The 24,495-nt window shown below is 44.4% G+C and carries 21 protein-coding genes; 15 read left to right on the top strand and 6 right to left on the bottom strand.

The genetic code is table 11. The features are described 5' to 3' along the window. Window positions 1–175: 175 nt before the first annotated feature. Together F6K64_RS09485 and F6K64_RS09480 are read right to left on the bottom strand one after the other, a co-directional pair. Window positions 176–2,281 carry a flotillin family protein gene (locus tag F6K64_RS09485; RefSeq protein ID WP_131826844.1) on the bottom strand — a complete coding sequence of 702 codons (2,106 nt, stop codon included), beginning with the start codon at window positions 2,279–2,281 and terminating at the stop codon, window positions 176–178. A gap of 116 nt (window positions 2,282–2,397) precedes the next feature. Next, a complete protein-coding gene (locus tag F6K64_RS09480; protein ID WP_008191480.1) occupies window positions 2,398–3,102 on the bottom strand; it encodes an OB-fold-containig protein in 705 nt (234 codons plus the stop codon). A 197-nt stretch (window positions 3,103–3,299) separates the two neighbouring features. Between F6K64_RS09480 and F6K64_RS09475 the strand changes: the two genes are divergently transcribed. From F6K64_RS09475 to F6K64_RS09410, 14 genes are all read left to right on the top strand, one after another. Beyond that, on the top strand, window positions 3,300–3,461 hold the full coding sequence (locus tag F6K64_RS09475) for a hypothetical protein (protein ID WP_008191478.1): 162 nt from the start codon (window positions 3,300–3,302) through the stop codon (window positions 3,459–3,461). Next, the gene (locus F6K64_RS09470; RefSeq protein WP_008191476.1) at window positions 3,442–3,666 is read left to right on the top strand and encodes a hypothetical protein; all 225 of its coding nucleotides are present in this window, start codon (window positions 3,442–3,444) and stop codon (window positions 3,664–3,666) included. Before F6K64_RS09475 ends, F6K64_RS09470 begins: the two co-directional genes overlap by 20 nt. Before the next feature lie 579 nt (window positions 3,667–4,245). Beyond that, complete coding sequence (locus F6K64_RS09465; RefSeq protein ID WP_008191475.1) at window positions 4,246–4,725, top strand: IS607 family transposase; 480 nt, start codon at window positions 4,246–4,248, stop codon at window positions 4,723–4,725. Between the two features lie 56 nt (window positions 4,726–4,781). Continuing rightward, window positions 4,782–5,930: an RNA-guided endonuclease InsQ/TnpB family protein gene (locus F6K64_RS09460; protein ID WP_008191473.1), complete on the top strand. Its 1,149-nt coding sequence runs from the start codon at window positions 4,782–4,784 to the stop codon at window positions 5,928–5,930. Between the two features lie 154 nt (window positions 5,931–6,084). Beyond that, window positions 6,085–6,354: a DDE transposase gene (locus F6K64_RS09455; RefSeq protein ID WP_008191471.1), complete on the top strand. Its 270-nt coding sequence runs from the start codon at window positions 6,085–6,087 to the stop codon at window positions 6,352–6,354. Between the two features lie 123 nt (window positions 6,355–6,477). Beyond that, window positions 6,478–8,112, top strand: coding sequence for an amidase family protein (locus F6K64_RS09450; protein ID WP_008191468.1), 1,635 nt, complete (start codon window positions 6,478–6,480; stop codon window positions 8,110–8,112). Window positions 8,113–8,858: 746 nt separating this feature from the next. Then, window positions 8,859–9,743 carry an SDH family Clp fold serine proteinase gene (locus tag F6K64_RS09445; RefSeq protein WP_008191461.1) on the top strand — a complete coding sequence of 295 codons (885 nt, stop codon included), beginning with the start codon at window positions 8,859–8,861 and terminating at the stop codon, window positions 9,741–9,743. Between the two features lie 545 nt (window positions 9,744–10,288). Beyond that, a complete protein-coding gene (locus tag F6K64_RS09440; protein ID WP_008191459.1) occupies window positions 10,289–12,889 on the top strand; it encodes an endonuclease MutS2 in 2,601 nt (866 codons plus the stop codon). Between the two features lie 247 nt (window positions 12,890–13,136). Next, window positions 13,137–13,724 (top strand): DUF3038 domain-containing protein, encoded by a 588-nt coding sequence (locus F6K64_RS09435; RefSeq protein WP_008191457.1) that lies wholly within the window; start codon window positions 13,137–13,139, stop codon window positions 13,722–13,724. Between the two features lie 300 nt (window positions 13,725–14,024). After that, window positions 14,025–15,965 carry a DUF4335 domain-containing protein gene (locus F6K64_RS09430; protein WP_008191455.1) on the top strand — a complete coding sequence of 647 codons (1,941 nt, stop codon included), beginning with the start codon at window positions 14,025–14,027 and terminating at the stop codon, window positions 15,963–15,965. A 353-nt stretch (window positions 15,966–16,318) separates the two neighbouring features. After that, window positions 16,319–16,948 (top strand): IS607 family transposase, encoded by a 630-nt coding sequence (locus tag F6K64_RS09425; RefSeq protein WP_008191453.1) that lies wholly within the window; start codon window positions 16,319–16,321, stop codon window positions 16,946–16,948. Further along, window positions 16,935–18,041, top strand: coding sequence for an RNA-guided endonuclease InsQ/TnpB family protein (locus F6K64_RS09420; protein WP_008191451.1), 1,107 nt, complete (start codon window positions 16,935–16,937; stop codon window positions 18,039–18,041). Before F6K64_RS09425 ends, F6K64_RS09420 begins: the two co-directional genes overlap by 14 nt. Before the next feature lie 151 nt (window positions 18,042–18,192). Beyond that, complete coding sequence (locus F6K64_RS09415; protein WP_008191449.1) at window positions 18,193–18,969, top strand: class I SAM-dependent DNA methyltransferase; 777 nt, start codon at window positions 18,193–18,195, stop codon at window positions 18,967–18,969. A gap of 65 nt (window positions 18,970–19,034) precedes the next feature. Beyond that, window positions 19,035–19,187, top strand: coding sequence for a hypothetical protein (locus F6K64_RS09410; RefSeq protein WP_287248674.1), 153 nt, complete (start codon window positions 19,035–19,037; stop codon window positions 19,185–19,187). Window positions 19,188–19,289: 102 nt separating this feature from the next. Here the strand turns inward: F6K64_RS09410 and wecB are convergent, their stop codons facing one another. Together wecB and dacB are read right to left on the bottom strand one after the other, a co-directional pair. Next, complete coding sequence (wecB, locus tag F6K64_RS09405) at window positions 19,290–20,456, bottom strand: non-hydrolyzing UDP-N-acetylglucosamine 2-epimerase (RefSeq protein WP_008191447.1); 1,167 nt, start codon at window positions 20,454–20,456, stop codon at window positions 19,290–19,292. Between the two features lie 47 nt (window positions 20,457–20,503). Next, window positions 20,504–22,090: a D-alanyl-D-alanine carboxypeptidase/D-alanyl-D-alanine endopeptidase gene (gene dacB / locus F6K64_RS09400; RefSeq protein ID WP_287265344.1), complete on the bottom strand. Its 1,587-nt coding sequence runs from the start codon at window positions 22,088–22,090 to the stop codon at window positions 20,504–20,506. Between the two features lie 171 nt (window positions 22,091–22,261). Here dacB and F6K64_RS09395 point away from each other — a divergent pair, with 171 nt between their 5' ends. Further along, window positions 22,262–22,678: a ribosomal maturation YjgA family protein gene (locus tag F6K64_RS09395; RefSeq protein ID WP_008191443.1), complete on the top strand. Its 417-nt coding sequence runs from the start codon at window positions 22,262–22,264 to the stop codon at window positions 22,676–22,678. 124 nt (window positions 22,679–22,802) lie between these two features. On the opposite strand, the gene F6K64_RS09390 is transcribed toward F6K64_RS09395, so the two are convergent. Both F6K64_RS09390 and F6K64_RS09385 read right to left on the bottom strand, forming a co-directional pair. After that, complete coding sequence (locus F6K64_RS09390) at window positions 22,803–22,934, bottom strand: hypothetical protein (protein WP_267872132.1); 132 nt, start codon at window positions 22,932–22,934, stop codon at window positions 22,803–22,805. A 4-nt stretch (window positions 22,935–22,938) separates the two neighbouring features. Beyond that, entirely contained in the window at window positions 22,939–23,913 is a 975-nt protein-coding gene (locus tag F6K64_RS09385; protein WP_287265342.1) for a 2-keto-4-pentenoate hydratase, read from the bottom strand. Between the last annotated feature and the right edge of the window lie 582 nt (window positions 23,914–24,495).

Raw genomic sequence — 24,495 nt, 5'->3', positions numbered from 1 at the left:
TGCTCGAACTATACAAAGAAACTATGAATTGTGAAGCATGAAGTATCAATTATGAATTCTTAATACTTCAGGTGCGCGCCCGTTCGCGCACCTTGAGGTGGGATCCAAGGGCGATTTACTCGCCCATTGGAAAGCCCACCTATAGCGAATTTAATTCGCCAAGGTCAAGCGCACCTTAGCCTTTCCCTGATTTCGGTTTCTTGATGCTTGGCTGGGTAAGGTGGTTTTTTTCGGTAAGGTTTGAGGTTGCTGGTGGCCGTGATGGGATGATATCCGTGGTCGGGGTTTTCTTCTCCTTTGGTGTGATTGTGTTACTGGTGATTGTGCTACTGTTGTGAGTCATCATCTGGCGGATTTGACTAATCAACTCCCCTAGCTTGCCTTCCTCTAACAAACCATTAATCATTGATAAGCCACTGGTAGACAGTAGTAGTTTGTTGATGTCACCTACACTGCTAGCTCCGTTACCATTATTGCCATTGACACCGGGGAAGGAGTAAATCCGAGTATCTCCCAAAATTCCTGGCTGGGGAGCCAAGGCTTTGGCAATTTCTGGTAGTTGATTTGCCAACTCTGGCCATATGGTAGTGATGATTTTAGCAGTTAGCTGAGCATCGCTGATGGAATTTTCGGCTTCGATCAGGGATCGTTTACCTTCTGCCTCTGCCAAGGCTTTATCCCGATTTGCGTCTGCTAGGGTGCGGATCGACTCAGCTTCTAGTTCTGCTGCTTGTCTGGCTGCTTCAGCTTGACGAGACCGGCGGAATACATCGATTTCCACCACGTTTTGCTCACCAATCCGCCGTTGTTCGGCTTCTTGTTCAGCAGCAATCATAGAAAGGCGTTGTTGCCGTTCGGCCTCTTCTACTTCCTTAGCCGTGGCTACAGCGGCTTCAGCTTGAGCTCGTTCGGCTTCGGAATTGAAGCGATCGCGTTCTTTTTCAGAAATTGCGATCGCAGCGTCTTGTTGAGCAATTTTTGACTCTCGTTCTGCTTCTGCCAATTCTACCTGAGAATTAAGCAACGCAGCATCGACGGTTTTCTGACGAGTAACTTCAGCTACTTCTGCTTCCTGTTTTTGCAGGATTTGTGCCACCTTGAGGGCTTTATTCCGTTCTTCTAATTCAATATCTGCCTGAATTTTCTTAGCTTGGACTCCCAGCTGTTGTTGAATCTTTTCCTCTTCTAAGGTTTTCTGACGATTAATTTCTGCCAATTCAGCTTCTTGTTTTTGCAGGGTTTGTGCTACCTTAAGGGCTTTATTCCTTTCCTCTAGGGTGATATCGGCTTCAATTTGGCTTTGCTGCAAGGCCAGTAGTTTCCGAATTTCTTCCTCTTCTACAGACTTATTCTGTAAAATTTTAGTCCGCTGAATTGTGGCTGCTTCTGTGGCTTTAGCTTCTTCGATTTCCCGCTCACGCTGGGCTTTTAGGGCTTCAACCTCAAGCTTTTGACCCAGTTTCGCTTCTTCTTGTTCTTGGGCAATGCGTAGGGATTGCTTTTCAGCGTTGAGTTCTTTCTCTTCAATGGCAACTTTGGTATTTAGCTCAACTTCAGTTTTTTGCTGAATTGATTTTTGAATAGTTTCCGTGCGCAGACGTACTCCTTGGGCATCAAAGAAGTTATTCGTATCGTAGGTATCACTTTCTTCTATCTCAGAAATCGCGATATTATTGAGGGTTAATCCGACTTTTCTTAAGTCTTGCTGAATTAAATTCAACACTTCATCAGCAAATCCTAATTTATCGGAATCAATTTCTGCCAAATTCTTTTTCTTGGCTGCTGCTCTAATAGCATCATCCGCCCGTTTTTCGATAGCTTCTTTAATATCTTCGGGGGAAATTTTACCTTCACGAGATAGTCGTTGGGCAGCGGTAATCACATCGTCTTCATTGGCATTGATACAGACATAAAAGGTTACCCGCATATTAGCCCGCAGGTAATCTTGGGTCCGAACTGCTAGGTTACCGGTTCGCTCAACATCAATAGAAATTTCTCTGAGTGGGATACGGGTAAGTTCATGAAATCCTGGCAAAACCACACACCCGCCACTGAGAATAACCGTTTTCTTTTTGACAAAGACACCACCTGTCCGCAAAAATGCTTCGTTGTTGGGGGTGATGACATAAACTCTGGTGTAAGCCCAGATGCTTAATAGCAATAATACAATCAGACCTCCAATTACACCGGGGAAAAATAGAATTCCAGGAGGAAGCTGGGCTATAGATGACTGTACCGGAACAGTTTGCACTGTTGTTGTATTCATCGATGAGTTTGACATGGCTAAATCGATTTGCTGATAAATGGAGCTCTATATACTAATCAGGGAAAATCAGAAAATTTATGATAATCTTGACGAACTGATATACATCACAGCAGGTTGTGGGCCTTTGCTGACTAATAAGCATTGTCAAACCAGGCTTGCTGATCAGCACTATCTTTAAGCACTACGAGATAGTTATGATGGTGTCGGTCAATCACTAACACTTTGTTCCCCCGTTTAGGAGTAACTGTTGCCCAATTTGGTAAGGTGGCATTGACTGTAACTAAATTACGAGCTGGATCTAGGACATCGACTTGACCGATTTTGCCTTGGTTTTCCTTGGGAAGGGTGGCAGATGAAACTGTACCTTGACAGCCAATTAAGCGATCGCTACTGGTATCTTCTCCAAAGGAGGCGAAAATTTTTCCTATCGGTCGAGAGATGAATCCTCCGGTAACTAGGGTCAGGAACAATGACATTACTGATACCACCCCTGCCAAAAACCCAGTGGGAATACTGCCAGTAACACCACCAATCATGACATTGAACATCCAGCCGAAAAGTCCCAAAAGACTACAGTCTGTTGCCAAGAGTAAAATTAGGGGGGCTTTGCCGATACCTACCCATCCTAGAATTTCAATACCACCTAAATCATCATCGGCATCAGTATCTGTATCAGTACCGACATCCACATCTACATTGAGATCCACATCTAGATCTAGATCTGCATCTATATCAATGTCATCGTCTCCGCCACCAGAAACAATGACTAACAGAAACAGTAGAACTCCCATACCCAAAAAGATCCAGTAGGGGAGGTTGGCTAGGTTAAATAGCATGGGTGTATGCGATCGCGTTTTTTGAATGAATTGTTGCTCTATATATTCAGCCTAACGACTGCTTTCTTGGAAATCGGGAAAATGTATAGTATTTTTAATGTTCTTGAAAGATTAACCATTAGCCGATATTCCGGACTTTAAAGTCTCACAATCACAATTAACTGAGAAAGGAATAGAAGGCTATCGCTGATCCGAGAATGTATAGCAAATACCCAGGAGTGCAACAACACTGGTTTGTGGTAGAAAGTCAGAAGCCCAAGGAGTCTGACCTAAAGCAACTGCAGAAGAAACTTAGCCATTGCAACACCCCACTGGCAAACCAAACTACAGAAATTGAGCGTGCAAGAGTTGGCCTGTGAGCCAGATGCATGGGCTGGTCTCGATCAATTTGAACAGCGCTTACCCTGGCATCGACTGGAGACCCGCACTGTGGTGTCGAAACCCCACTATCAGAAACGGGGCAAGCCCAAAGCTCGAACCCAACCGAACGACATCACCTATCACGTTCAAGCCCACGGCAGTCGCTCATGGCGGAAAACCCCAAGACCGCTTAGGTGCGCTTGACCCGTAATTAAATTCGCCACGGGTCGCACCTCTGCATCGCTTTAGAAATTTTATCTAGAAAATCTTGCCTTTTTTATTCATTATTTTCTCCATAGCCGTAAGTTTATTTTTTCGGATAAAAATAATTTTTAAGGCTTGCTTTATAGTGATATAAATAATTTTTTTTTCACAACTTTGCTATTTCGTTATTAAATTAACTGATTTTTTTAATATCAATAAATTAATAAAAATCCCTGATTTTCGGAGTTTATCTATTTTTATAACCCTCTTTTTACCTATAATTTTCTGTTGACTTTCTCTTTTTTAAGCAGATAATTGTATTTCGGCTAATTTCCAAGATATGACTAGCTTGAGTTTTTCCCATGGCATCGTCAATAGCACTCATGACTTTTGTTCTTAAATCGTAACTGTCAGAAACTAGGCTTTTATTAATTAATTAATAACCATTGACTTGATGACTAGTATGTCCTATTATTTGCTTCGACTGCTATAGGACGGAACAATTTGAGGGTTGGTAAACAGTAGTAAAAAGTTTAACAAAGTCTAACAATCTCTAGAATTATTTGTTAGACTTAAATAATGGCATTAGTACCAATCCGTAAGGCGGTCGAACTTACGGGACTCTCCAGGAACACCTTAAGGAAGTACGCAGACAATGGCACGATCAAATCTGAAAGAACCCCAAGCGGATACAGGCTCTTTGACACAGGTAGTCTCCAACGCCTTGGGAAAAGCCAAGGAATTCAACGGGCTACAATCTGTTACTGCCGAGTCAGTAGTAGCAAACAATTTGACGACCTTGCCAGACAAGTTGCCTACATGCACTCCCTCTTCCCGCAAGCAGAAATCATCCAGGACATCGGTTCAGGACTTAACTACAAACGCTTTGGTCTTAGAACCATACTGGAGCGACTTATGCGCTGTGATCAGCTCACGATTGTTGTTGCCTGTAGAGACAGACTTACCCGATTTGGGTTTGAACTCATTGAGTACTTGGTTAGAAGTTACCGTAAGAGTAGTGCAGCCTTTATAGTTGGTAAATTATGCAGCATAGGGTAAAGGTTTTGTAGTAAGGCTGCACTACTCTAAGGTTTCATCTCCGGTCAGTCTCAACGGTGGAAAAATCTTGGTTCTCGACCAACCTGAAAGTTGTCCAGAATCCGAGCTTACCGCAGATCTTCTCTGAATCATTCACGTCTTCTGTTGCCTTGTCCACGGACTCAGGAAGTACGGGTCAAAAATCAAAAAAGATCCGGATATTCCTGGATGCACAGCAGAGGGCGACTGTCCGTAAGTGGTTCGGAGTGTCCCGGTATGTTTTTAATAAAACCGTCAAAATACTGCAAAATGGCGAAATAAAAGCTAACTGGAAAGCCCTTAAAACCGGAATATTGCATGGTCTTCCTGAATGGTGCGGGACAGTGCCTTATCAGATTAAATCCATAGCGATTAAGGATGCTTGCACTGCTGTTAGGGAGGCGAAGAAAAAATCTAAGAAGACTGGGCAAATTAACCGAGTTCGATTTAGGTCTCGTAAGAATCCAGTTCAGTCTTGTTATATCCCGAAGTCAGCTGTCTCAGACAAAGGTGTTTATCACACAAAACTAGGTAGATTGACCTTTGCTGAGACAGTCCCCGATCAGATTGGGGACTGTCGATTAACTAGCACCAATGGGAACTACTACTTAACAGTTCCCCACAAGACAACTCAAATTAAGACCGAAAACCAAGGTATAGTAGTGGCTTTAGACCCCGGTGTTAGGACATTTTTGACCTTTTTTAGTGAGACTTCTGTTGGTAAGATTGGGAATGGTGACTTTTCTCGGGTTCAGCGACTTTGTTCCCATCTCGATTGCCTTTTGTCAAAAATAAGTAAAGCAAAAGGCAAGCAGAAATATCGGATGAGAAAAGCGGCCAGACGGATAGTCATCAAGATCAAAAATCTGATCAACGAATTACATCACAAAGCTGCCCGATTCCTAGTAGATAACTTTGATGTGATACTGCTTCCTACTTTTGAAACTTCTGAAATGTCCAAAAAAGGAAACAGAAAAATCAGATCTAAAACGGTTCGCAACTTACTATCATTTGCTCACTATCGTTTCAAAGAGTTTCTCAAGCATAAGGCTCAAGAGACAGGGAAGTTTGTAGTTGACGTCTGTGAAGCTTATACCAGTAAAACTGTTAGTTGGACTGGCGAATTAGTAAACATTGGCGGTAACAAGACTATTAAGTCAAGAATTGATGGTCAGGTAATGGATTGACCTTTGGTCACGCTTCGCGAACGGGACATCAATGGCGCGCGAGGAATTTTTCTTCGCGCTTTGGGAGATACCCCCTGGCTGAGAAATCAGCTTGCATTGGCGGGCTAAGATGTACTTTGGTAGATTTTGGTAGCTAAAAAGTATCGGTAAACGAGTGCTCGACAAAGTCAAACAGATGGGCAAGGCGGTCTCGCGGTTGTATCTGATTTGGGTTGATGGAGGCAATAGTTGTGAGCCTTTGATCATGTGGGTCATGGATTTGTGCGGTTGGATGGTACAATTCTTACTCCGACCCCAACAGACCAAAAGCTTCGTACTGCTTAAAAAGCGTTGGGTAGTGGAGCGCACTTTTGGTTGGCTGATGGGATGCTGTCGATATGGTCAGAGACTTATGAGTTATTGGCTCAAACATCAGAGACATTGATTTATCTGGCTATGATACGGATCATGGATCGCCGCTTGGCCTAAAATTTGACCTCTGATCACTTGTGAAACATCCTCTTAGTTCAATCAGTAATATTCTTGATGCGGCAATTTCAATTTATATATGAAACAAAAACTGACCTGGTGGCAAATAGCTAAACAAGGGCTGACTTATCTTTTCATGTTAGGTCTGAGTACTTTTCCCTCAGAGGCAGTCGCTGAGACCTTTCGTCTCAGGGAAGCAACAATCGCAGAGATTAACCAAGCTTTTGAGAAGAATGCACTCACTTCCGAACAATTAGTGCAACTTTATCTCAATCGTATTGAAGCCTATGACGATCAGGGACCGAAAATTAATGGGCTAATTTCTATCAATAACAATGCCCTTAAAGAAGCAAGGGAGTTAGACCAAGAACGCCAGCAGAAAGGACCGCGAAGTCCTTTACATGGCATCCCCATCATTCTGAAAGATAACTATGACACTACCGATTTACCCACAACAGGAGGATCGGTGCTGCTGGAAGGTTCCTTACCCCCCGATGATGCTTTTACTGTTAAGAAGTTGCGAGAGGCAGGAGCCATTATTCTTGGTAAAGCAAACATGAGTGAATTTGCTGAATCCTATGGTAGGCTAGGTTACAGTTCCCTTGGGGGACTGACACGCAATCCCTACAAATTAACTCGTGATCCTTCGGGTTCGAGTGGAGGCAGTGGGGCTGTAATTGCGGCAAATTTTGCTGTTTTAGCCACCGGAAGCGATACTTCAGGCTCAATTCGTGGCCCTGCAGCAGTAGCAGGTCTTGTCGGTATCAAACCCACTCAGGGACTGGTTAGTCGAGATGGTATTATCCCCCTAACCCTCTCCTTTGATAGTGCAGGCCCTATGGCTCGAACCGTGACAGATGCAGCGATCGCTTTGGGTGTAATGGCAGGGGTTGATCCCAATGATTACCGTACCCTGGAAAGTGTTGGGAAAACATATAAGGACTACACCCAGTTTCTCAATAAAAAAGCCCTAAAAGGGGCAAGAATTGGGGTGGCGATTGATTTTCGGGGTGGGAACCCTGAGGTAGATGCTGCAACTGATGCAGCAGTTGCTAAGCTGAGGGAATTAGGTGCAACAGTTGAGTCGGTGGATTTCTCTCCCAAATTGGAAAACCTCTGGCCTTTCATGGAAGAGGTAACAGAGGCTGAGTTTGAACCCCAGATCGATAGTTACCTCAAAAACCTCCAGCTTCCATTCCCTGACACCCTGAGGGAAATGTATTCGATGAGCTTATCTAACCCATTAGTCAATTCAGAACAGGCTCTCAATCCCGGTCGCGTCGGAGGGTTTGGAGAGTCTTTAAAGCATCCAGAACTGGCTGATACCGAATATCTTTATATTCTCCATTTCGAGTTTCCCAGGGTTCGCCAGGAGATTTTATCGATTATGAATGCCCAAAATCTCGACGCGATTATTTGGCCCACCATGACTTGTCCTGCCGGTCCGCTCTATAATGTCGAGGATCCAACCTATCAATGTGCCTCAAATGACCCCTACATACCAGGGTACTTAGCCAATGTTTCTGGTTTTCCCGGCATTTCCGTGGCAATGGGCTTTACTGAGCAGGGATTACCCCTAGGACTGACTTTCTTTGGTAAGCCTTACAGTGAGCCTACCTTACTGGGATTCGCTTATGCTTATGAACAGGCAACCCAGTTTCGGCGACCTCCAACAACCACTCCTGCTTTGCCTGGTGAAAATTTTGACTATTAGTGGGTAACTGAGATTTTTTGGGATCTAGACAAGTACAGACCAAATCACAAATAACTGAGTATCAAGGTACTACTAGTGCTGCTAATGAGCCAATCGGAACTATTTTAGATGGCCTAATTCAGCAATCTAGTAACAACCAATAAATCAATCGAAATCATTCACAAACCTCTACGAGTTATTGTAGGGGTTTTTCTAATCTCCTCTCCAACCTGCAGAATGTGGGTTTAAGCATTCAGCCACAAGACTTAAGATTTCTTGGGGATTGTCGGAATTACTAGGAAAATTCCGACAATCAACACTTTAATTAGTAGTGGAGCAAAAACAAAGCTTAGCAACAGGCAAATTATCACTATTAATAATGATGCCACTTTCAAGATTTCTTCTGTAGTGTTCAGAGAAAGGTAAGTAGCTACTGCGGCAATCACCAAACTGATTAGTAAGGGCATATACTCAAGGGTTGAGTCACTAAATACTTATCAGGGTTAACCCTTAACTTTTATGACTGAAGTTGGCTTTTTGTAACAAAACTTAACTTAATTTAATGTACAGGAGTTTTGGCGTTGCTTAAACTACAGGTGATAGGACACACTATTATCAGGACTTGCTGAAGACTTAAAAACAGTCTGGGTTTCTCTAGCAAGGCATCAGCCCACAACACTAAGCCAAAAAAACTAAAAATTAGCAATAAAGCATCCTAAGCACGGGAAAACTAAAGGGTAAAACTACTAGATACCTGTAAGTAAGCGATGAACTTTAGCTTTAACTTTTTTGATCTGTTCTGGATTTTTCTAATCATCTCGTCGTTGCAGCCCTTGTGGCAACGTCGCCAGATGCAATATAGACGTTTTCGAGCTTTGCAAGAATTCGAGGAGAACCGCAAAAGTCGGTTAATTTTACTGATTCACCGACAAGAGTCTATTAGCTTGTTTGGCATCCCTGTGTCCCGCTACATATCTATTGAAGATTCTGAACAAGTGCTCAGGGCAATCCGTCTAACTCCACCAGATGTTCCTATTGATCTTATTTTACATACTCCTGGGGGATTGGTGCTGGCTACAGAACAAATTGCTAGAGCTTTAATTCGTCATCCTTCTAAAGTTACTGTCTTTGTACCCCACTATGCCATGAGTGGTGGTACTATGTTAGCCCTAGCCTCTGATGAAATTGTGATGGATGCCAATGCTGTCCTTGGACCAGTTGACCCTCAACTAGGGAATACTGCTGCTGCTAGCATTCTAAGAGTTGTGGAGCAAAAGCCCCTTGAGGCTATTGATGACCAAACCTTGATGATGGCTGATTTGGCAAGTAAAGCCATTAAGCAGGTGCAACGTTTCGTGCGAACGTTGCTGCTAGACGATATCCCTAAGCAGAAGATTGACCCAGAACACATCGATAGAATTATTGACTTTCTTACTACTGGTCAAATCACCCATGACTGTCCGATTACTGTCGAGGAAGCCTCTGAACTAGGTCTACCTGTCACGGTTGGTCTACCTAAAGCTATCTATAAACTAATGGATTTGTACCCCCAACCTCAAGGTGGACGTCCATCGGTACAGTATATTCCTCTGCCCTATAAACCTACTCCTACGTTACCGGATACCACCAGCAGACCGTTATCGGACAAGTAGTAGAAATTTTTGATAATGGTGGAATGATGAGATAATCGGGTGAGGTGGATAAACTCAATTGCTCCACTCAGGACTCAGGACTCAGTAATCATTACTCGTACTGGGGCTAAAAACCTTAGGGAAGCCCTACCATACGATTAAACCATCTGAAGAAGGAGAATTTAGGATAAATCTGGCAGGGCATACATCAACTTATCCCAGCATATCCCAATTTGGTTTTTTTTTGTCTTTTTCAGATGGCAATTAGTAATTAGGTAAGCTATGATATATCATTTATCAGCAATCAGCTAGGAGCAATCAGCCATCAGCCATCAGCCATCAGCCATCAGCATATGCGCTACGCGCACGCGTGCGCGTTCAGCAATCAGCTATTCCCATTAGCCGTAGGCCAGGCTAAGGGAACGAGACTTTTGAATAAAATAAGCTGACGGCTGACCGCTGACTTCTGAATACTTACGTAATTGGTAATTTGATCAATCTTAACTTTCCCAGTCCTAACCGAATTATAGGATAATACAATTGAGGTATGCGTTTGTCTCTGAGCCTTGATTCAATCTGAAACCTTAGAACTACTGGAATGGTCCCGCCTGTGCCAACACCTGGCTACCTTTGCGGCTACTAAGCTGGGAGCCTTTGCGGCTCGTTATCTCCACCCCCCAGCAACTCAACGGGAAAGCCTAGACCTGCTAGCCCAAACCAAAGAAGCCTATCAACTGGAAACGAGTTTAGACACAGGACTAACTTTTGACGGCATCCAAGATATTGGTGAATCTCTGGATCGGGCAGAGCTCCAAGGCATTTTGTCTGGTGAGGAACTATTAGCGATCGCAACAACCTTAGCTGGTGTGAGGCGTCTACGGCGGTTTATTGAAGACCAAGAGGATGTAGAAATTCTGAAGGAACTGGTGGCTGACAGCCGCACCTACCCAGAACTTGAACAAGAAATTCACCGTTGTATCGATGACCGAGGCGATGTAGCTGACCGGGCAACCCCGAAGCTGGCAGGGATTCGGACTCAGATGAAATCATTACGAGACCGAATTTATGAAATCCTCCAGGGGATTGTCCAGCGTAAAGGGGGCGCATTACAGCAACAGTTAATTACTCAACGGGGTGATCGGTTTGTACTCCCGGTTAAAGCTCCCCAGAAAGATGCTATTCCTGGTATTGTTCACGATACCTCTAGTACCGGTGCCACCCTATACGTAGAACCGAAGGCCATTGTTGGGTTAGGCAATCAACTTCGGACCCAGCGGCGGCAAGAACAAGTGGAAGCGGAAGCAGTACGTCGTGCCTTGAGTGAACAAGTAGCAGCAGTTAAGGCAGACTTGGAACGGTTGCTGGTTGTAGCAACTACCCTAGATTTAGCTACCGCTAAGGCAAGGTATAGTCTGTGGTTAGAAGCAAATCCCCCTAGATTCATTGACCGCAATCAGAATGAAAGCATTACTCTGCGGCAACTGCGCCATCCTCTACTGGTGTGGCAGCAAAAACATGAACAAGGCACATCAGTTGTTCCGATTGATGTCCAGATTCAGTCCTACATTCGGGTAGTTGCTATTACCGGTCCCAATACTGGCGGTAAAACCGTTACCTTGAAAACCTTTGGTTTAGCGGCACTGATGGCAAAAGCTGGTTTATTTGTGCCAGCAAGGGAACCAGTAGAACTGCCTTGGTTTGAGCAAATTCTGGCAGATATTGGGGATGAGCAGTCTATAGAACAGAGTTTATCCACTTTCTCGGGTCACATTCGTCGGATTAGTCGGATTATTGAGGCGATAACTACCCCAAAAGAAGAGTTGCAAGTTGGCAGGGAGTTGCAAGTTGGCAGGTTGAAGGTTGTTCGCGAAGCGTGGCCACAAGGCCAAGGTTTTCCAGACAACATTCAACCGGCTAACCTTGAACCAGATAACCTTGGCCAAAAGGCCACGCTACGCGAACAATCGGCCAACATTCAACCGGCCAACATTCAACCGGCCAACCTTAAACAACCTTCAACTCCTCGTGCGTCACTCGTACTATTAGATGAAGTAGGAGCAGGGACTGACCCGGCAGAAGGTAGTGCATTAGCGATCGCATTACTGAAATACCTGGCAAACACAACACAATTAACCATTGCGACTACCCATTATGGGGAACTCAAAGCACTAAAATATCAAGACGAGCGGTTTGAGAATGCCTCGGTGGAGTTTGATGATCAAACCCTGTCACCAACTTACCGTTTATTGTGGGGTATTCCCGGTCGCTCCAATGCCTTGAGCATTGCTAGACGCTTAGGGTTAAACCCATCGGTGGTGGATCAGGCTCAAACCCTTTTGGGGGGAGCTTCGGAAGATGTGAATCAGGTAATTGCGGGTTTAGAAGCTCAACGGCGCACTCAGGAAACTAAAGCCCAAGAGGCCAATCAGTTACTGCAACAAGCTGAATCTCTCCATCAGAAACTCTCTGAACGGGCAAAACTTTTGCAGGAGCGGGAACGGGAATTGAAGCTTTCCCAGGAACGGTCTGTGCAAGATGCGATCGCAGAAGCTAAGAAAGAAATTGCCCAAGTGATTCGCCAGTTGCAGCAAGGCTCCCAAACTGCTCAAAATGCCCAAAAAGCCACAAACGCTCTTAAGGAGATTGCCCAGCGTCAAATCCCAGCCGCACCGCCTCCTAAACCAAAACCAGGATTCCGTCCCAAAGTAGGCGATCGCATTCGCATTCCCCGATTGAATCAGACAGCTGAGATCCTCAGTGCCGCAGATAATGGGGAGCTAACGGTACGCTTTGGCTTAATGAAAATGACCGTTGCCCTAGCAGATGTGGAATCTTTGGATGGACAAAAACCCGAAAATGTGGTAAAAACTACATCAAAACCAGATCCTGCCCCAACTCTAGTCTCGCCGCCAGCTACGGCTGTGCGCACCTCAAAAAATACCATTGATATTCGAGGAAGTCGGGTAGCTAATGCAGAGATTGACATCGACCAAGCAATATCTAAGGCGATAGACTTTGGAGTACTCTGGATTATTCATGGCAAAGGAACTGGTCGATTAAGACAAGGTGTCCACGCTTTCTTGGAACAGCACCCTCTAGTGGAGCGTTTTAAGCTAGCCGAACAATCTGATGGTGGGACTGGTGTTACCGTTGCTTACCTTAAATAAGTTAACAGGTTAGCCGGTTAGCGGGTTAACAGGTTAGCCGGTTAACAGGTTAGCCGGTTAACAGGTTAGCGAGTTAGAATGCAATGCGTGAACATTCAACCTTCTAACCTTCAATCTTCTAACCTTCAATCTTCTAATTTTAAACCAAAGCTTTACCAGCAGGAAACATACCTTAATCTTTGGTAGTCCTGTTTCCAAACCTGTAACAGCGACGGGTAAACCGGATTTGCTTTATTAAAATAAAATTATGGTTTCCACTGTCAAGACGCCAAAATCACCTCCTGCTTGGGAGGATTTGCCTCTGAGTCAAGCCGCAGACTCAATCGATCTCGATAATATCAAAACCCAGCTAGATTTAGTCTTGCTTAGTCTAGAAGCTCTAGCAGGTATTGGTTCAGAGGAGATGCTGCAAGCTGCTGCTGAATTAAATTTAGACTCAATGATCACAGACCGAGTAGCATTGTGGCGTCTGCGTCAGTCCAATCCCCTGCGCAAAAGTTCAGGAGGTCGGAAAAAGCTGGATGTGGAGGAAGCGCGATCGCTAGTTTTAATCATCTGTCACTTGGCTAAAAACCATCAAGAATTGATCCGTCGTGCGGTGGCTTTACTCGAACAAATGACACAACAAAACAGTGAACCTCATCGTGCTGCTTTATTGGGAGATTATTTAGATAACTTTAACAACACTTACCGAGAACGGATGACCCAAGAAGAAAAGGTATCAACTGATAGTCTAAAGCAACTGGCTCTTAAACTATTAATCAATTTACTCTTCTATAGTGGAGCCAAAGGTCATCAGCGTTTATGGTTAGCCTTATTAGGTAAAGTATCTTAATAATTGTATGCAGTAAAATATAGCATTTTTATTTGAGATGTAAAACTAGGATTGATGGGAAATTCGGAACAGGGAACAGTATAAAATATCCATACAGCGCCAACCTCAGACGGTTTCGTCCACTGGCTATTGAATTAAGACTATCCGATCGCGTAGCGTGGCCTAAGGCCTTTGATTTTTTGGTGTTATGATAAATCAGCATTTGGTTTTATGATCTATTTGTAAATGCTATAAAAATCAACAATTAACGATTAACAATTAACAATTAACAATTAACAAATGACTAATACATAATCACCAATGACCAACATAGTCCTGCGACGTTACACTCCTCCTACCTGTACCCTATCAATTTGGGCAAACCGCTCACCCTTATCCCGCTGGGTGGGAGAATCTGTGGTGAAGAAGTTGCGGTTTGAGTTGCGTTTTGATGACCCCCGCAAGCCAGAAGAACAACAGGTAACCTTACGAGGCAACGCAGAAGATTTAGATGTGTTGTATGAAGCGGTAGATGGCTATGTTCAGCACTTCCTTGAGCCGTCCCCAAAGCAACTGGTTGCCTCTGGAAACTCTAAGGCCGTAGGCCACGCTACGCGATCGGCTGAGGTTACTCCCTTAAATCTGTTAACTCTTCCAACCCCTCAGGAAGAAAATGCCACAGCAGTTCCAACTCAGCAAATCCATCTGCAATCGAAAGGGTTACTGAGCCATAGCCTGTTTCTCGGTAAGCTGGCTAATGAAGAATCTGGGTCAGTACTTGATTTAAGTGCTACACAGCTGTTTGATTTAGCTAGCGCTTTGGATGAATATGCGGCTGAAGTAGTATCCCTACCAAAACTCAATCAGCCCAGTTGGAAACCAGAATCATCGGCTTGGATGCGTACAGCAGCATCAATGCTTTTGGCAGTGGGTGTAACAGCGGCAGTGATTAAGTTGCTTGATAAACCTCAGCCTGTTGAGCAAGCGAAAACACTAACAACAGCACAATCACAAACAAAAGCATTAGACTCCAGCAAAATTGGGAAAAAGCGAGCCATCTCCAAGGTTCCCCCAGCACCGAGCACTCCCATCCCAACTCCATCGGTACCACCCCGTTTATCCCCAGGAACCAAGTTACCGCCACCGCCTCCCGTTAAGCCACCCTCTCTACCAGTACGCACTCCACCACCGCCTCCCGTTAAGCCACCCTCTCCAGCACCAGTACGCACTGCGCCAGCAATAGCCTCACGCCCGAATTCACGTCCGATGCTCAAGATTGTTCCTGCTCCAGCTAGGACACCAGACTCTCCTAAACTGAGTGCTACTAGTTCTGGTGTTAGTCCTGTAGCTAGTTCTGTTACTAGTCCTGTAGCTAGTTCTGCTGTTAGTCCTGCTGCTGCTCCTGGGGCTAGTAACGGTGATGCACCTGTTTCTGAGGCTAGTAAAACCAATGTACCTACTGCTGATGCAAATACCCAACCCAAACCAACTCCACCCAGTCCCATCGCTGTAGTACAAACTGTGTCAGAATTGCCAGTGATTAAACCAGCGCCCTCTCCTACTGACGTGGCAACTCAGGATTCCTCTAGAGAAAGTCTATCGATCCCCACAGAAACAGTGGTAATCCCTGAGGCCGAGTCTTCTATTTCTTCTACTTCTATTACTTCTACTTCTACTTCTTCTAGGTCTTATACTACTAATGTGGCGGTTCAAGCCATCCCTGCTCCTCAACAGAATGTGTCCAGTCTCCAGAGAGGTTCTTCTACCTCTAGAATTATCGATCAAGCTGTGCCTGGACTAAATGTCGGGAGTAGCCCTGTTATCGATCAAGCTGTGCCTGGACTAAATGTCGGGAGTAGCCCTGTTATCGATCAAGCTGTGCCTGGACTGAATCTCCCGAGTAGCCCTGTTTCTGATTCCTTAAAACCATCCGAGCCTACCGTTGCGAATCAGATATCTCAAAATACCCTGTTGGATAAGATTTCTCAGGTAGCAGAAGCTAGACGATATTTCCAGGAGCGCTGGCAACCTCCCGAAGGGCTACAGAAAACCTTGAACTATAGTTTGTGGTTAAATAATAATGGTACAATCCGACGTATAATTCCCCTTGGGCAAGCAGCCAAAACCTATATAGATAACGCCCCCATACCTCTGATCGGTGAATCCTTTGTTTCCCCTTTAGAAGGGGAAGGTATACCAAAAATTCGGGTGCTGCTACACCCGGATGGTAAAGTACAAACTTTGTTGGAAGGGATGAATTGAGGTAATTAATAATAGGGGCTCTTGCTTACCACCTATTAGGTTAAATATAGGTTAAATATAGGTTAAATAGGTTAAATTCCTTCCTAGGATGTCCAAAACTATTGTTAGGAAATTTTGGACAGTATTTTTGTGTGCGCTCCCTAGCGCTCCTTTGGAAAATGCGGGGTCTCACCCTATTAACCTTTTATTTACCATGGGGAAGTTTAAAATCTAGGTATAACTATCTTGGCAGTTGTTTTAAGTAGCATTTTGGCATAGTAAGTCCGGAGGTGTAGCTATTAGCCTATAATCTTTCCAAACCTTGTCATAAATCTACAAATCTCTTAGTATAGATTTGTAGAGGTTAAGCCGTTATGAAAAAATATGTCACCCCAAAAGAGGCAGCCGAATATTACGGTGTCTCCATTACAACCCTCAGAAGATGGGACAAATACGGAAAACTTGACAGCATCAGAACTCAGGGCAATCAAAGAAGGTTCTGTATTGAAGGGGAAGATCCGCAGAGTAAGCCCATTGTCGGTTATGCAAGAGTCTCTACACACTCCCAACGAGATGACCTTGATCGACAAGCTGAATTTTTACGGTCAAAATACCCAAATGCTGAAGTTGTTTCAGAAGTTGGATCGGGACTCAATTTTAAACGGCGAAAGTTCCTCAAAATATTGGAACGAATATACAGCTGTGATATCTCGGCATTTGTGGTCGCATACCCAGATAGAGCAGTCCGATTTGGATTTCCATTACTTGAGTGGTTATGCCAAAAAAGTGGAGTCAAGCTCGTGGTTCTCAATGAACGCAAACTCTCCCCAGAACAAGAGCTCGTCGAAGATATCCTGTCCATCCTCCACTGTTTCTCTGCTAGGCTTTACGGACTCCGAAAATATCAAAAGCAAGTCACGCAAGCGGTACAAGAGAAAACCTCGGAACCAGACAGTGAAGTTGACACCAAACAGTGTATTGAAGATCAGGGTGTTTCCATCTAAAGAGCTTCACAGGGTCTGGAAAACTTGGCTTAACGCATACAGGTGGATCTACAACTGGTCAATAGATGCTATCAAAAATGGCTATAAAGGCAGTGCTTACGATTTACAGAAACTGGCCAGAAATTTTGATAGGCCAGAATGGGTGAAAACCTTACCAGGACATCAATTACAAGAAGCTGTTGCTGATGGGATCGATGCTGTCAAACAAGCCTTGGCCAATGGCGGTTTTGCCAAGTTCAAATCCTGTCGGCAAACAAGTCAAGTGATCAAATTCAAAGTTGGAGATTTCAAAAAAGGTTCCTGGTATCCCACCAAGGTAAAAGGCTTATCCTTACGTTGCCCTCAAGGTTGGCCTGATCAGTGCATTTATGGTACTCAGTTAGTTTGGATCAAAGGTAAGTGGTACGGTATTTTTCCTGAATATATTGAACCTACTCCTACTAATAAGGATCAAGTAATAGCCTTGGATCCGGGCATTAGGACATTTCTTACTGGTTTTGATGGCAAAAACTATATCGAGATCGGGTCTGGGGATATTGGCAGGATTCAAAGACTTTGTCAGCAACTAGATCGGTTGATGAGTCGTATTGACTTAAGCTCTGCAAAGCGTCAGAGACGAGCAATGAGGAAAGCTGCCCATCGATTGCGTCAAAAAATCCAAGATTTAATTAAAGACTGCCACAATAAATCAGCTTCTTTTCTTGTCAAGAACTACAAGCTGATTTTTATCCCCACATTTGAGACCTCTGAGATGGTAGTAAAATCAGCCAGAAAGTTAAATAAGAAGACAGCTCGTAATCTGCTCAATTGGAGCCACTATAAGTTTCGTCAGCATTTGATTCAAATGGCTGATCGCCATGGTGTGAAGGTGGTCTTAGTTAATGAATCTTACACGAGTAAAACCTGCCCAAAATGTGGGCACATTCACGATAAATTAGGCGGTAACAAAAAATTTCAATGCCCAGAATGTGGTTTCTTTTTACCACGGGATTGGAATGGCGCGCGGAACATAATGATCCGCGCTTTGTCGGCAACAACCATCAGGTTTTCACCTGGTGCTATACAGGTCATTCCTGCTGATGAGCAGGTTTAGACAGGTTAAATGTTGCACAAGCAAGTTAACTAAACTCTATATCTAGAGTCTTTGGGTAAGCCCTGAGTTGGTCTTGCGCTGCTGACGTTGGCTATTAGAATCCTCCACCCTTCACAATTCGTTTTTATCTGGGTTCAAACTGAAAGGAATCATGAAAGTTATGAAGAAGCATAAAATCCAATTTCCACCTACAAATGTTCGAGAGCTTGGCCAAGATGAGGTCTATTTTTACCTTGTTAATGGAGAATCCAGGGAGAAAATCCGTCTACATGACTATGAGCGGATATTCGAAGTTCCTGAATTATACGAGCAGGTTGTATATGAGCGTCTGAAGTGCCAGTCTCCATCAATTGTAGTGGATATCCTGCAGTCTGCCGTCTCTCAAGGGGACCAGAGCCTCAACGAGCTTCGGGTAATTGATCTTGGGGCAGGAAACGGGATAGTTGGTGAAAAGCTGAAACAACACGGAGTATCACGGCTGATCGGAGTTGATATTATTCCCGAAGCCCAGGCTGCTACTGAGCGAGATCGGCCTGGAATCTACGATGAATTCTATGTGATGGATTTCTGCAATCTCAGTGATAAAGATCGTGATGAACTCAATTCTTGGTCACCTAACTGCCTGGTTTCAGTAGCAGCACTTGGGTTCGGTGACATACCAGCAAAGGCTTTCTTGGAAGCCTTCAATGTAATTAGCGAAAATGCCTGGGTTGCCTTTAATATCAAAGAAACCTTCCTTGATTCAAGTGATGATTCTGGATTTTCACAGCTGATTCGGAAACTGATCTTCTCGGAATTTTTGGATCTTTATCATCTGAAAAGGTATCGGCATCGGTTCTCCCTCGAAGGTGAAAAGCTCTATTACTTTGCCCTAGGGGGCAAAAAAAATTCTGATGTTCCGCTCTCCTTAATAGACTCACTTGAATAGACTCACTTGGGTTGTCATCCTGACAGGGCAAAGCTATCTAAAATTCGGCTAACCGGGAAGCTAATATGCAGACAAACCGGTTATTGCCCAATAACGGGGATTACAACCAAATTAGTAAGCATATGCGCTACGCGCACGCTGCGCGAACAGCACTCAGCACTCAGCTTATTTTATTCAAAACCACCGATTGCGCTACGCGCACGCTGCGCCAACAGTAGCGTGCCCATAGCGCATAAGTACCTCAATGAGTGTGCCCATTCGCTTCGTGTGGCCATAGACCTTGGCCTTTGGCTGATAGCTGATATCTGATAGCTGAATGCTTACCCAAAATAATCCTCCACAATCTTTACTATACGCTCCGCCGCACGACCATCCCCAAAGGGATTAATGGCATTTGCCATCCCCTGATAAGCTACTGAATCACTCAACAACAAACTTGCCGCCCCCACCATCTGCTCTGGGTTAGTCCCTACCAACTTCCCAGTCCCAGCTGCGATCGCTTCCGGTCGTTCCGTGGTCTTACGCAACACCAGCACTGGCTTACCCAAACTCGGTGCTTCCTCCTGCAATCCGCCAGAATCAGTCATCACTAAATAACACCGTTGCATCGCTGCTACCAATTCCACATAATCCAGCGGTTCTGTTAAAAATACCCGCTCATGGTCACCTAACATTGCCCTTAGGGGTTCCCTGACCGTAGGATTACGATGGAGAGGTAACAATAATGCTGTATCTGGGAACTTATCTAAAATCTGGAGGAACCCCTGGGCTATATCTTCCAGTGGTTTCCCCCAGTTTTCCCGACGGTGTACCGTTGCCAAAATCGTCCGGTATCCTTCCCAATCTAAACCCGGAACCTCACACACTGGTTCCCGTTCAGCCACCATCAACAGGGCATCAATCACTGTATTCCCAGTTTTATGAATTGCGCCAGTCACCCCAGACCCCTGCAAATGCTCTACTGCTAGGGGAGTGGGGGCAAAATGTAATTGAGTAATCTGAGAAATCAGCCGTCGATTCGCTTCCTCTGGATAGGGATTAAACAAATCATTGGTGCGCAATCCTGCCTCCACATGACCCACCGGGATACGTTGGTAAAACGCTGCCAAGGCCGCAGCAAAGGCCGTAGTTGTATCCCCCTGCACAACTACCAACTGGGGCTGCAATTCCTGAAATAACTCCTCTAACCCCCGTAAACTCAAACAAGTAATATCGGTCAGAGTTTGCTTGGGCTGCATAATTTCTAAATCCCGATCCGCCCTCAGCTCAAACATCTGCATTACCTGGTCTACCATTTCCCGATGCTGACCCGTTAACACCACCTGAGTCTTAAATTTCCCAGAGCCTTGGAACTCAAGAATCACTGGAGCTAACTTAATTGCCTCCGGACGAGTCCCTAATGTGATACAGATTTGAATTGGAGACTTGGTTGAACCCTGATTTAGGGTCTCGGGTCTAAGGTCTGGGGGAATTTCCAGGGGTTTCATAATTATAATATTTCTCAATTGGGTGAGGTAGTTTCGTTACTCAACACTCAGCAATAACCCAGGCGAGTCAATAATAGAACAATTTCATCAATAGCACGAAGGAGTGTAGCAGCAGATTGGTCAGATTGATTTACCAGAATACTAAATACCAAAGTTTTATAGTCAGGAATATCAAGATAGCCGGATAAGGCTGAGACACCACTTAATGTACCAGTCTTGGCCTGGAGCTTACCAAGAGCTGCGGTATCACGAAAGCGATCGCGTAAAGTTCCACTAACCTCAGCCGTAGCCAAGGATTCTCGATAAACCTGAGCTAATGGGGTTTGTGCCATCAGTCTCAGAGTTTGTGCGATCGCAAACGGACTAGCTAAATTATGGCGAGATAGCCCAGACCCATCAGCCAGGCTATAGCTTTTTGGGTCAACCCCTAACTCCGTTAAGCTCTGTTGAACCGCGACCAGACCCAACTTAGGGCTAGACTCACTCCCTACCTCTGTTTCCAGTTGGTGCAATAATGCCTCAGCATACAAATTATTACTGTGCTGATTGATTTCCTTTAACAATAGCGCTAACGGAAGAGATTCTACTGCTGCTAACTCTCTGGTTGTTTGTGTATTGGTTATTTCTGTATTATTAACATTAGAACGAAATCTATTATTAACCTCTCTTCCCATCCCCTGATCTGATGATCTGACCATCTCAGCTGAACTGTCTTTTACCAATGCCTTAATCACACCAATTCCCTCAGCTTCCAGGATACGGCGGAAGGACTCTAGGAAATAATGGGCTGGGTCGCGAACTGCTAACCCCCAGAAGTCTGGTGCAGCATCTGCCGCCAGTTGACCGTTAATCACTAACACCGGCTCACCTAAAACTCCCATTATTTCTACTGAGTATGGTATTCCGGCCTTACCGGTAACAGCACGATTATCCACACGCCACTGTCTAGCCGCTATGGAATCACTCCAACTAACGCGCAATGGTTTACCAGGCTGTTGGGGAAATAGGGTTAGTCCAACAGTATTTTGATTGAGAATAAGTCGATTAACTGAAGCGCCATAGTATAGATAACTATCGCTCCACTCCCAGGTTGGATTGATAATACCATAGGGAGTATAGCCATCTTCTACAATTAACTGTTGCACCCACGTCACCCCTTGACCCTTTAGTTGTTGTGCCACATCTGTTAACTGGGTATTGGTTAAGCTTGGGTCTGCTTGTCCCACAATCCGTAAGGAAGTCAAATAGGGGCTAGTGCCAGTACCATAAACCGGTGTGCGAATCCGGTATTGCTGACCTAGTTGACGTAACGCTGCTGCTGTGGTAATGAGTTTGATATTGGATGCTGGAATAAAGAAACGTTCTGATTCAAGACTGTAGAGGGGAGCTGAGTCGGCTAAGGGTTGAATCAAAATACCCCAACGCGATCGCATAAATTCGGGACGACTGATTATGGCATCAATGGCTGTAGTTAAGTCAGCAGGACAAATCTTGTCTCCAAAGGATTTCGGTTCCTCAACTACTTCAACTGCTGCCGGTGTCGCCATCACCCCTTGCTTGATGACTAACTGTACAGCTAACCACAACAGCAGCAAAGTTATTGGTTTTCCCCATCGATGTAAGGGATTTGGCATAACTCACAACTCATAACTCACAACTCATAACTCACAACTCATAACTGAGGTACAGGCATCAGGCGTGGAACGGGCATCAGGCGTGGAATGGGCATCTTGCCCGTTTCCTGCCGCAACTCACAACTGACCTACTGACGCCCTCAGCACTCAATTCATTTGTCTAATCCGTTAATGACTAAACTATTAAAAATTACTCATCAACGCTGGCTCATTATCCTATCCCTATTGATTATCACACCATTAGGGATTCTTTCCAAGTATTACTCTGGTCTTGGAGAAAAATGGGTTCATGACTACTCTGGTGCTATTTTATATGAGATTTTTTGGTGTTTATTGATATTTTTTATTATCCCCAATCGCCAAGCAATAACCAGAATTACCTTAGTAGTTTTTAGCATTACCTGTGCCCTAGAATTATTACAACTTTGGCAAACCCCTCTCTTAGCCCCGATTCGTGCTTCCTTAATCGGTAAATTCATCTTAGGAACTACCTTTGTATGGTGGGATTTCCTCTATTATGCCATTGGCAGCGTCTTAGGTTGGCTATGGTTACGGCAAATCTCCCAGTTTCGGAAACTGATCAGATAATAGTAAATCCGCTTAATTAATCAGTAAGCATTCAGCCGTCAGCTGTCAGCCGTCAGCTTAAAATAAACCTCCTTCGCTATGGGAACAGCTGACATAAAATAGATTAAACTAATACTTACCTGTTTTAGTCAAAAGCTGTTCGCGCAGCGTGGGCGTAGCGCATTAACTGATAGCTTAATGCTGATAGCTGAATGCTTACCTCCCAACTCCCGACTCCCGACTCCCGACTCCCTATTCCCTTTATTATACCCGACATGATATTACTCAAAACTAACGGATATTTCTACCTTTTCTTTGGGATATAATCCAATATATTGAGCACGAATAGTAGTACCAGATTTAACAGGAACTAGGGGAGTCATGGAGCCTAAAGACAGTAAATCGCCTTTCTTCAAAACTTTACCTGATGCCTTCAAAGAATCTTTTAACCAAAGTACTACCTGTAACGGATTTCCTAATAAAGCACTACTTTTACCAACAGCTAACTCATTGCCAGCCTTATCTACAATTACAATCTTTATATTTTTTAATCGTTCTTCCCAATCAGGGGTAGCAGATAAAGGAATCGGTGTTCCTAAAACTCCCAAGCGAGCACCGACATTAATGGCTACCAAAGCAGGCCCATCAAGATTCACTTTTGGGTCATAAACTAAATCTGGTAGTTCCATGAAGGGAATGACGGCATCAAGAGCAGCTAAAGCTTCCCTAGGGGTAGTAGCACTATTAATCTCTTCGCTACCAACTCTAACGATTAAGTCTCCTTCATATACAGGTCGAGCACCGAAGTTGGCAGAGACAACCGCTCCACTGTTGAGCAACATCTTTTCGAGAAGTACACCTCGTATGGGTTCAGAGACTTTGAAGCGCTCTTGAGCAGCAGGATTAGTCAGTCCAGCTTTGTAACCTACAACGTTTCCTAAACTAGAGCTCAACTGTTGTACAAATTGGTCTTGCAAAGCCTGGGCTTGTTCAACGGTTAGCTGAGTCGCAACTCCCCTAGCTGGGGTTTTGTTGAGATAGCTAGTTGTCAATTCCTCCACCAGACGAGCATCAGGGGTTTGATCTAAAACTTTAGTAGGAGAGCTACTAGTTGAGTTGGAGTTGTTCTTAGCCCCAGTAAGGTTGCAGCTTGGCAGATATACAACGGAAGCCAATAGTAAAATTGCTAGGGAAATAGATTTGATATCTTGCATGGTGTTGCTAGAGCTGTTTTCAGGATTCAAACCATTTGGCATAACTCAAGAGCCGAAAATTGCTTCAGTTCAATTTTGTGGTGTTACTTATGAGTTACAGAAGGGGAAGTATACATATAGAGAATTGACGACCAAGAGGAGGTAACCATAAGCGTAGAGAAAAGTCTAGACAAAAGCCTAGACAAAGGGGGGATGATTTCAGCTTATCCCATGACTGAATCAATACACTAGTTGATCTCGACTTTCGGCGAGCTAATCAGCAATCGGTAGTGTTGACGGTTAACTGTTAACGGTTGACTGAATACACTCAGCCGTCAACGGAAAATCCTATTCCCTGTCTTCGAGGATCAGCTTCAAGAGATTATTAAGCCAAGTCAGATCATTTCCGGTGGAACACTGATCTCGGAACATCCGAAATGTGTAACTGGAGTGTGAGCGTCTCGCTGACTAGCCTATAGTCAGCTAACAAGATGCTTGCACTACACAATAACAAGTAACAAGTAACGAGTAATAAGTAACAAGTAACAAGTAACGAGTAATAAGTAACAAGTCACAATTTCCCTGAATAGGAAGTGATTAAGAGGTGCGCTTGACCTTGGCGAATTTAATTCGCCAAGGTCAAGA

Origin of the sequence: Moorena sp. SIO3A2 (assembly GCF_010672265.1) — a bacterium.
GTDB classification, from domain to species: domain Bacteria; phylum Cyanobacteriota; class Cyanobacteriia; order Cyanobacteriales; family Coleofasciculaceae; genus Moorena; species Moorena producens.
This window is presented reverse-complemented; position numbering and strand designations above follow the sequence as displayed.

What these genes read in the sequence shown, in the direction of transcription:
- F6K64_RS09485 (WP_131826844.1), bottom strand. Translation starts at nt 2,281, where the DNA reads ATGTCAAACTCATCGATGAATACAACAACAGTGCAAACTGTTCCGGTA.
- F6K64_RS09480 (WP_008191480.1), bottom strand. Translation starts at nt 3,102, where the DNA reads ATGCTATTTAACCTAGCCAACCTCCCCTACTGGATCTTTTTGGGTATG.
- F6K64_RS09475 (WP_008191478.1), top strand. Translation starts at nt 3,300, where the DNA reads ATGTATAGCAAATACCCAGGAGTGCAACAACACTGGTTTGTGGTAGAA.
- F6K64_RS09465 (WP_008191475.1), top strand. Translation starts at nt 4,246, where the DNA reads ATGGCATTAGTACCAATCCGTAAGGCGGTCGAACTTACGGGACTCTCC.
- F6K64_RS09450 (WP_008191468.1), top strand. Translation starts at nt 6,478, where the DNA reads ATGAAACAAAAACTGACCTGGTGGCAAATAGCTAAACAAGGGCTGACT.
- F6K64_RS09445 (WP_008191461.1), top strand. Translation starts at nt 8,859, where the DNA reads ATGAACTTTAGCTTTAACTTTTTTGATCTGTTCTGGATTTTTCTAATC.
- F6K64_RS09435 (WP_008191457.1), top strand. Translation starts at nt 13,137, where the DNA reads ATGGTTTCCACTGTCAAGACGCCAAAATCACCTCCTGCTTGGGAGGAT.
- F6K64_RS09430 (WP_008191455.1), top strand. Translation starts at nt 14,025, where the DNA reads ATGACCAACATAGTCCTGCGACGTTACACTCCTCCTACCTGTACCCTA.
- F6K64_RS09425 (WP_008191453.1), top strand. Translation starts at nt 16,319, where the DNA reads ATGAAAAAATATGTCACCCCAAAAGAGGCAGCCGAATATTACGGTGTC.
- F6K64_RS09415 (WP_008191449.1), top strand. Translation starts at nt 18,193, where the DNA reads ATGAAAGTTATGAAGAAGCATAAAATCCAATTTCCACCTACAAATGTT.
- F6K64_RS09410 (WP_287248674.1), top strand. Translation starts at nt 19,035, where the DNA reads ATGCAGACAAACCGGTTATTGCCCAATAACGGGGATTACAACCAAATT.
- wecB (WP_008191447.1), bottom strand. Translation starts at nt 20,456, where the DNA reads ATGAAACCCCTGGAAATTCCCCCAGACCTTAGACCCGAGACCCTAAAT.
- dacB (WP_287265344.1), bottom strand. Translation starts at nt 22,090, where the DNA reads ATGCCAAATCCCTTACATCGATGGGGAAAACCAATAACTTTGCTGCTG.
- F6K64_RS09395 (WP_008191443.1), top strand. Translation starts at nt 22,262, where the DNA reads ATGACTAAACTATTAAAAATTACTCATCAACGCTGGCTCATTATCCTA.
- F6K64_RS09390 (WP_267872132.1), bottom strand. Translation starts at nt 22,934, where the DNA reads ATGTCGGGTATAATAAAGGGAATAGGGAGTCGGGAGTCGGGAGTCGGG.
- F6K64_RS09385 (WP_287265342.1), bottom strand. Translation starts at nt 23,913, where the DNA reads ATGCCAAATGGTTTGAATCCTGAAAACAGCTCTAGCAACACCATGCAA.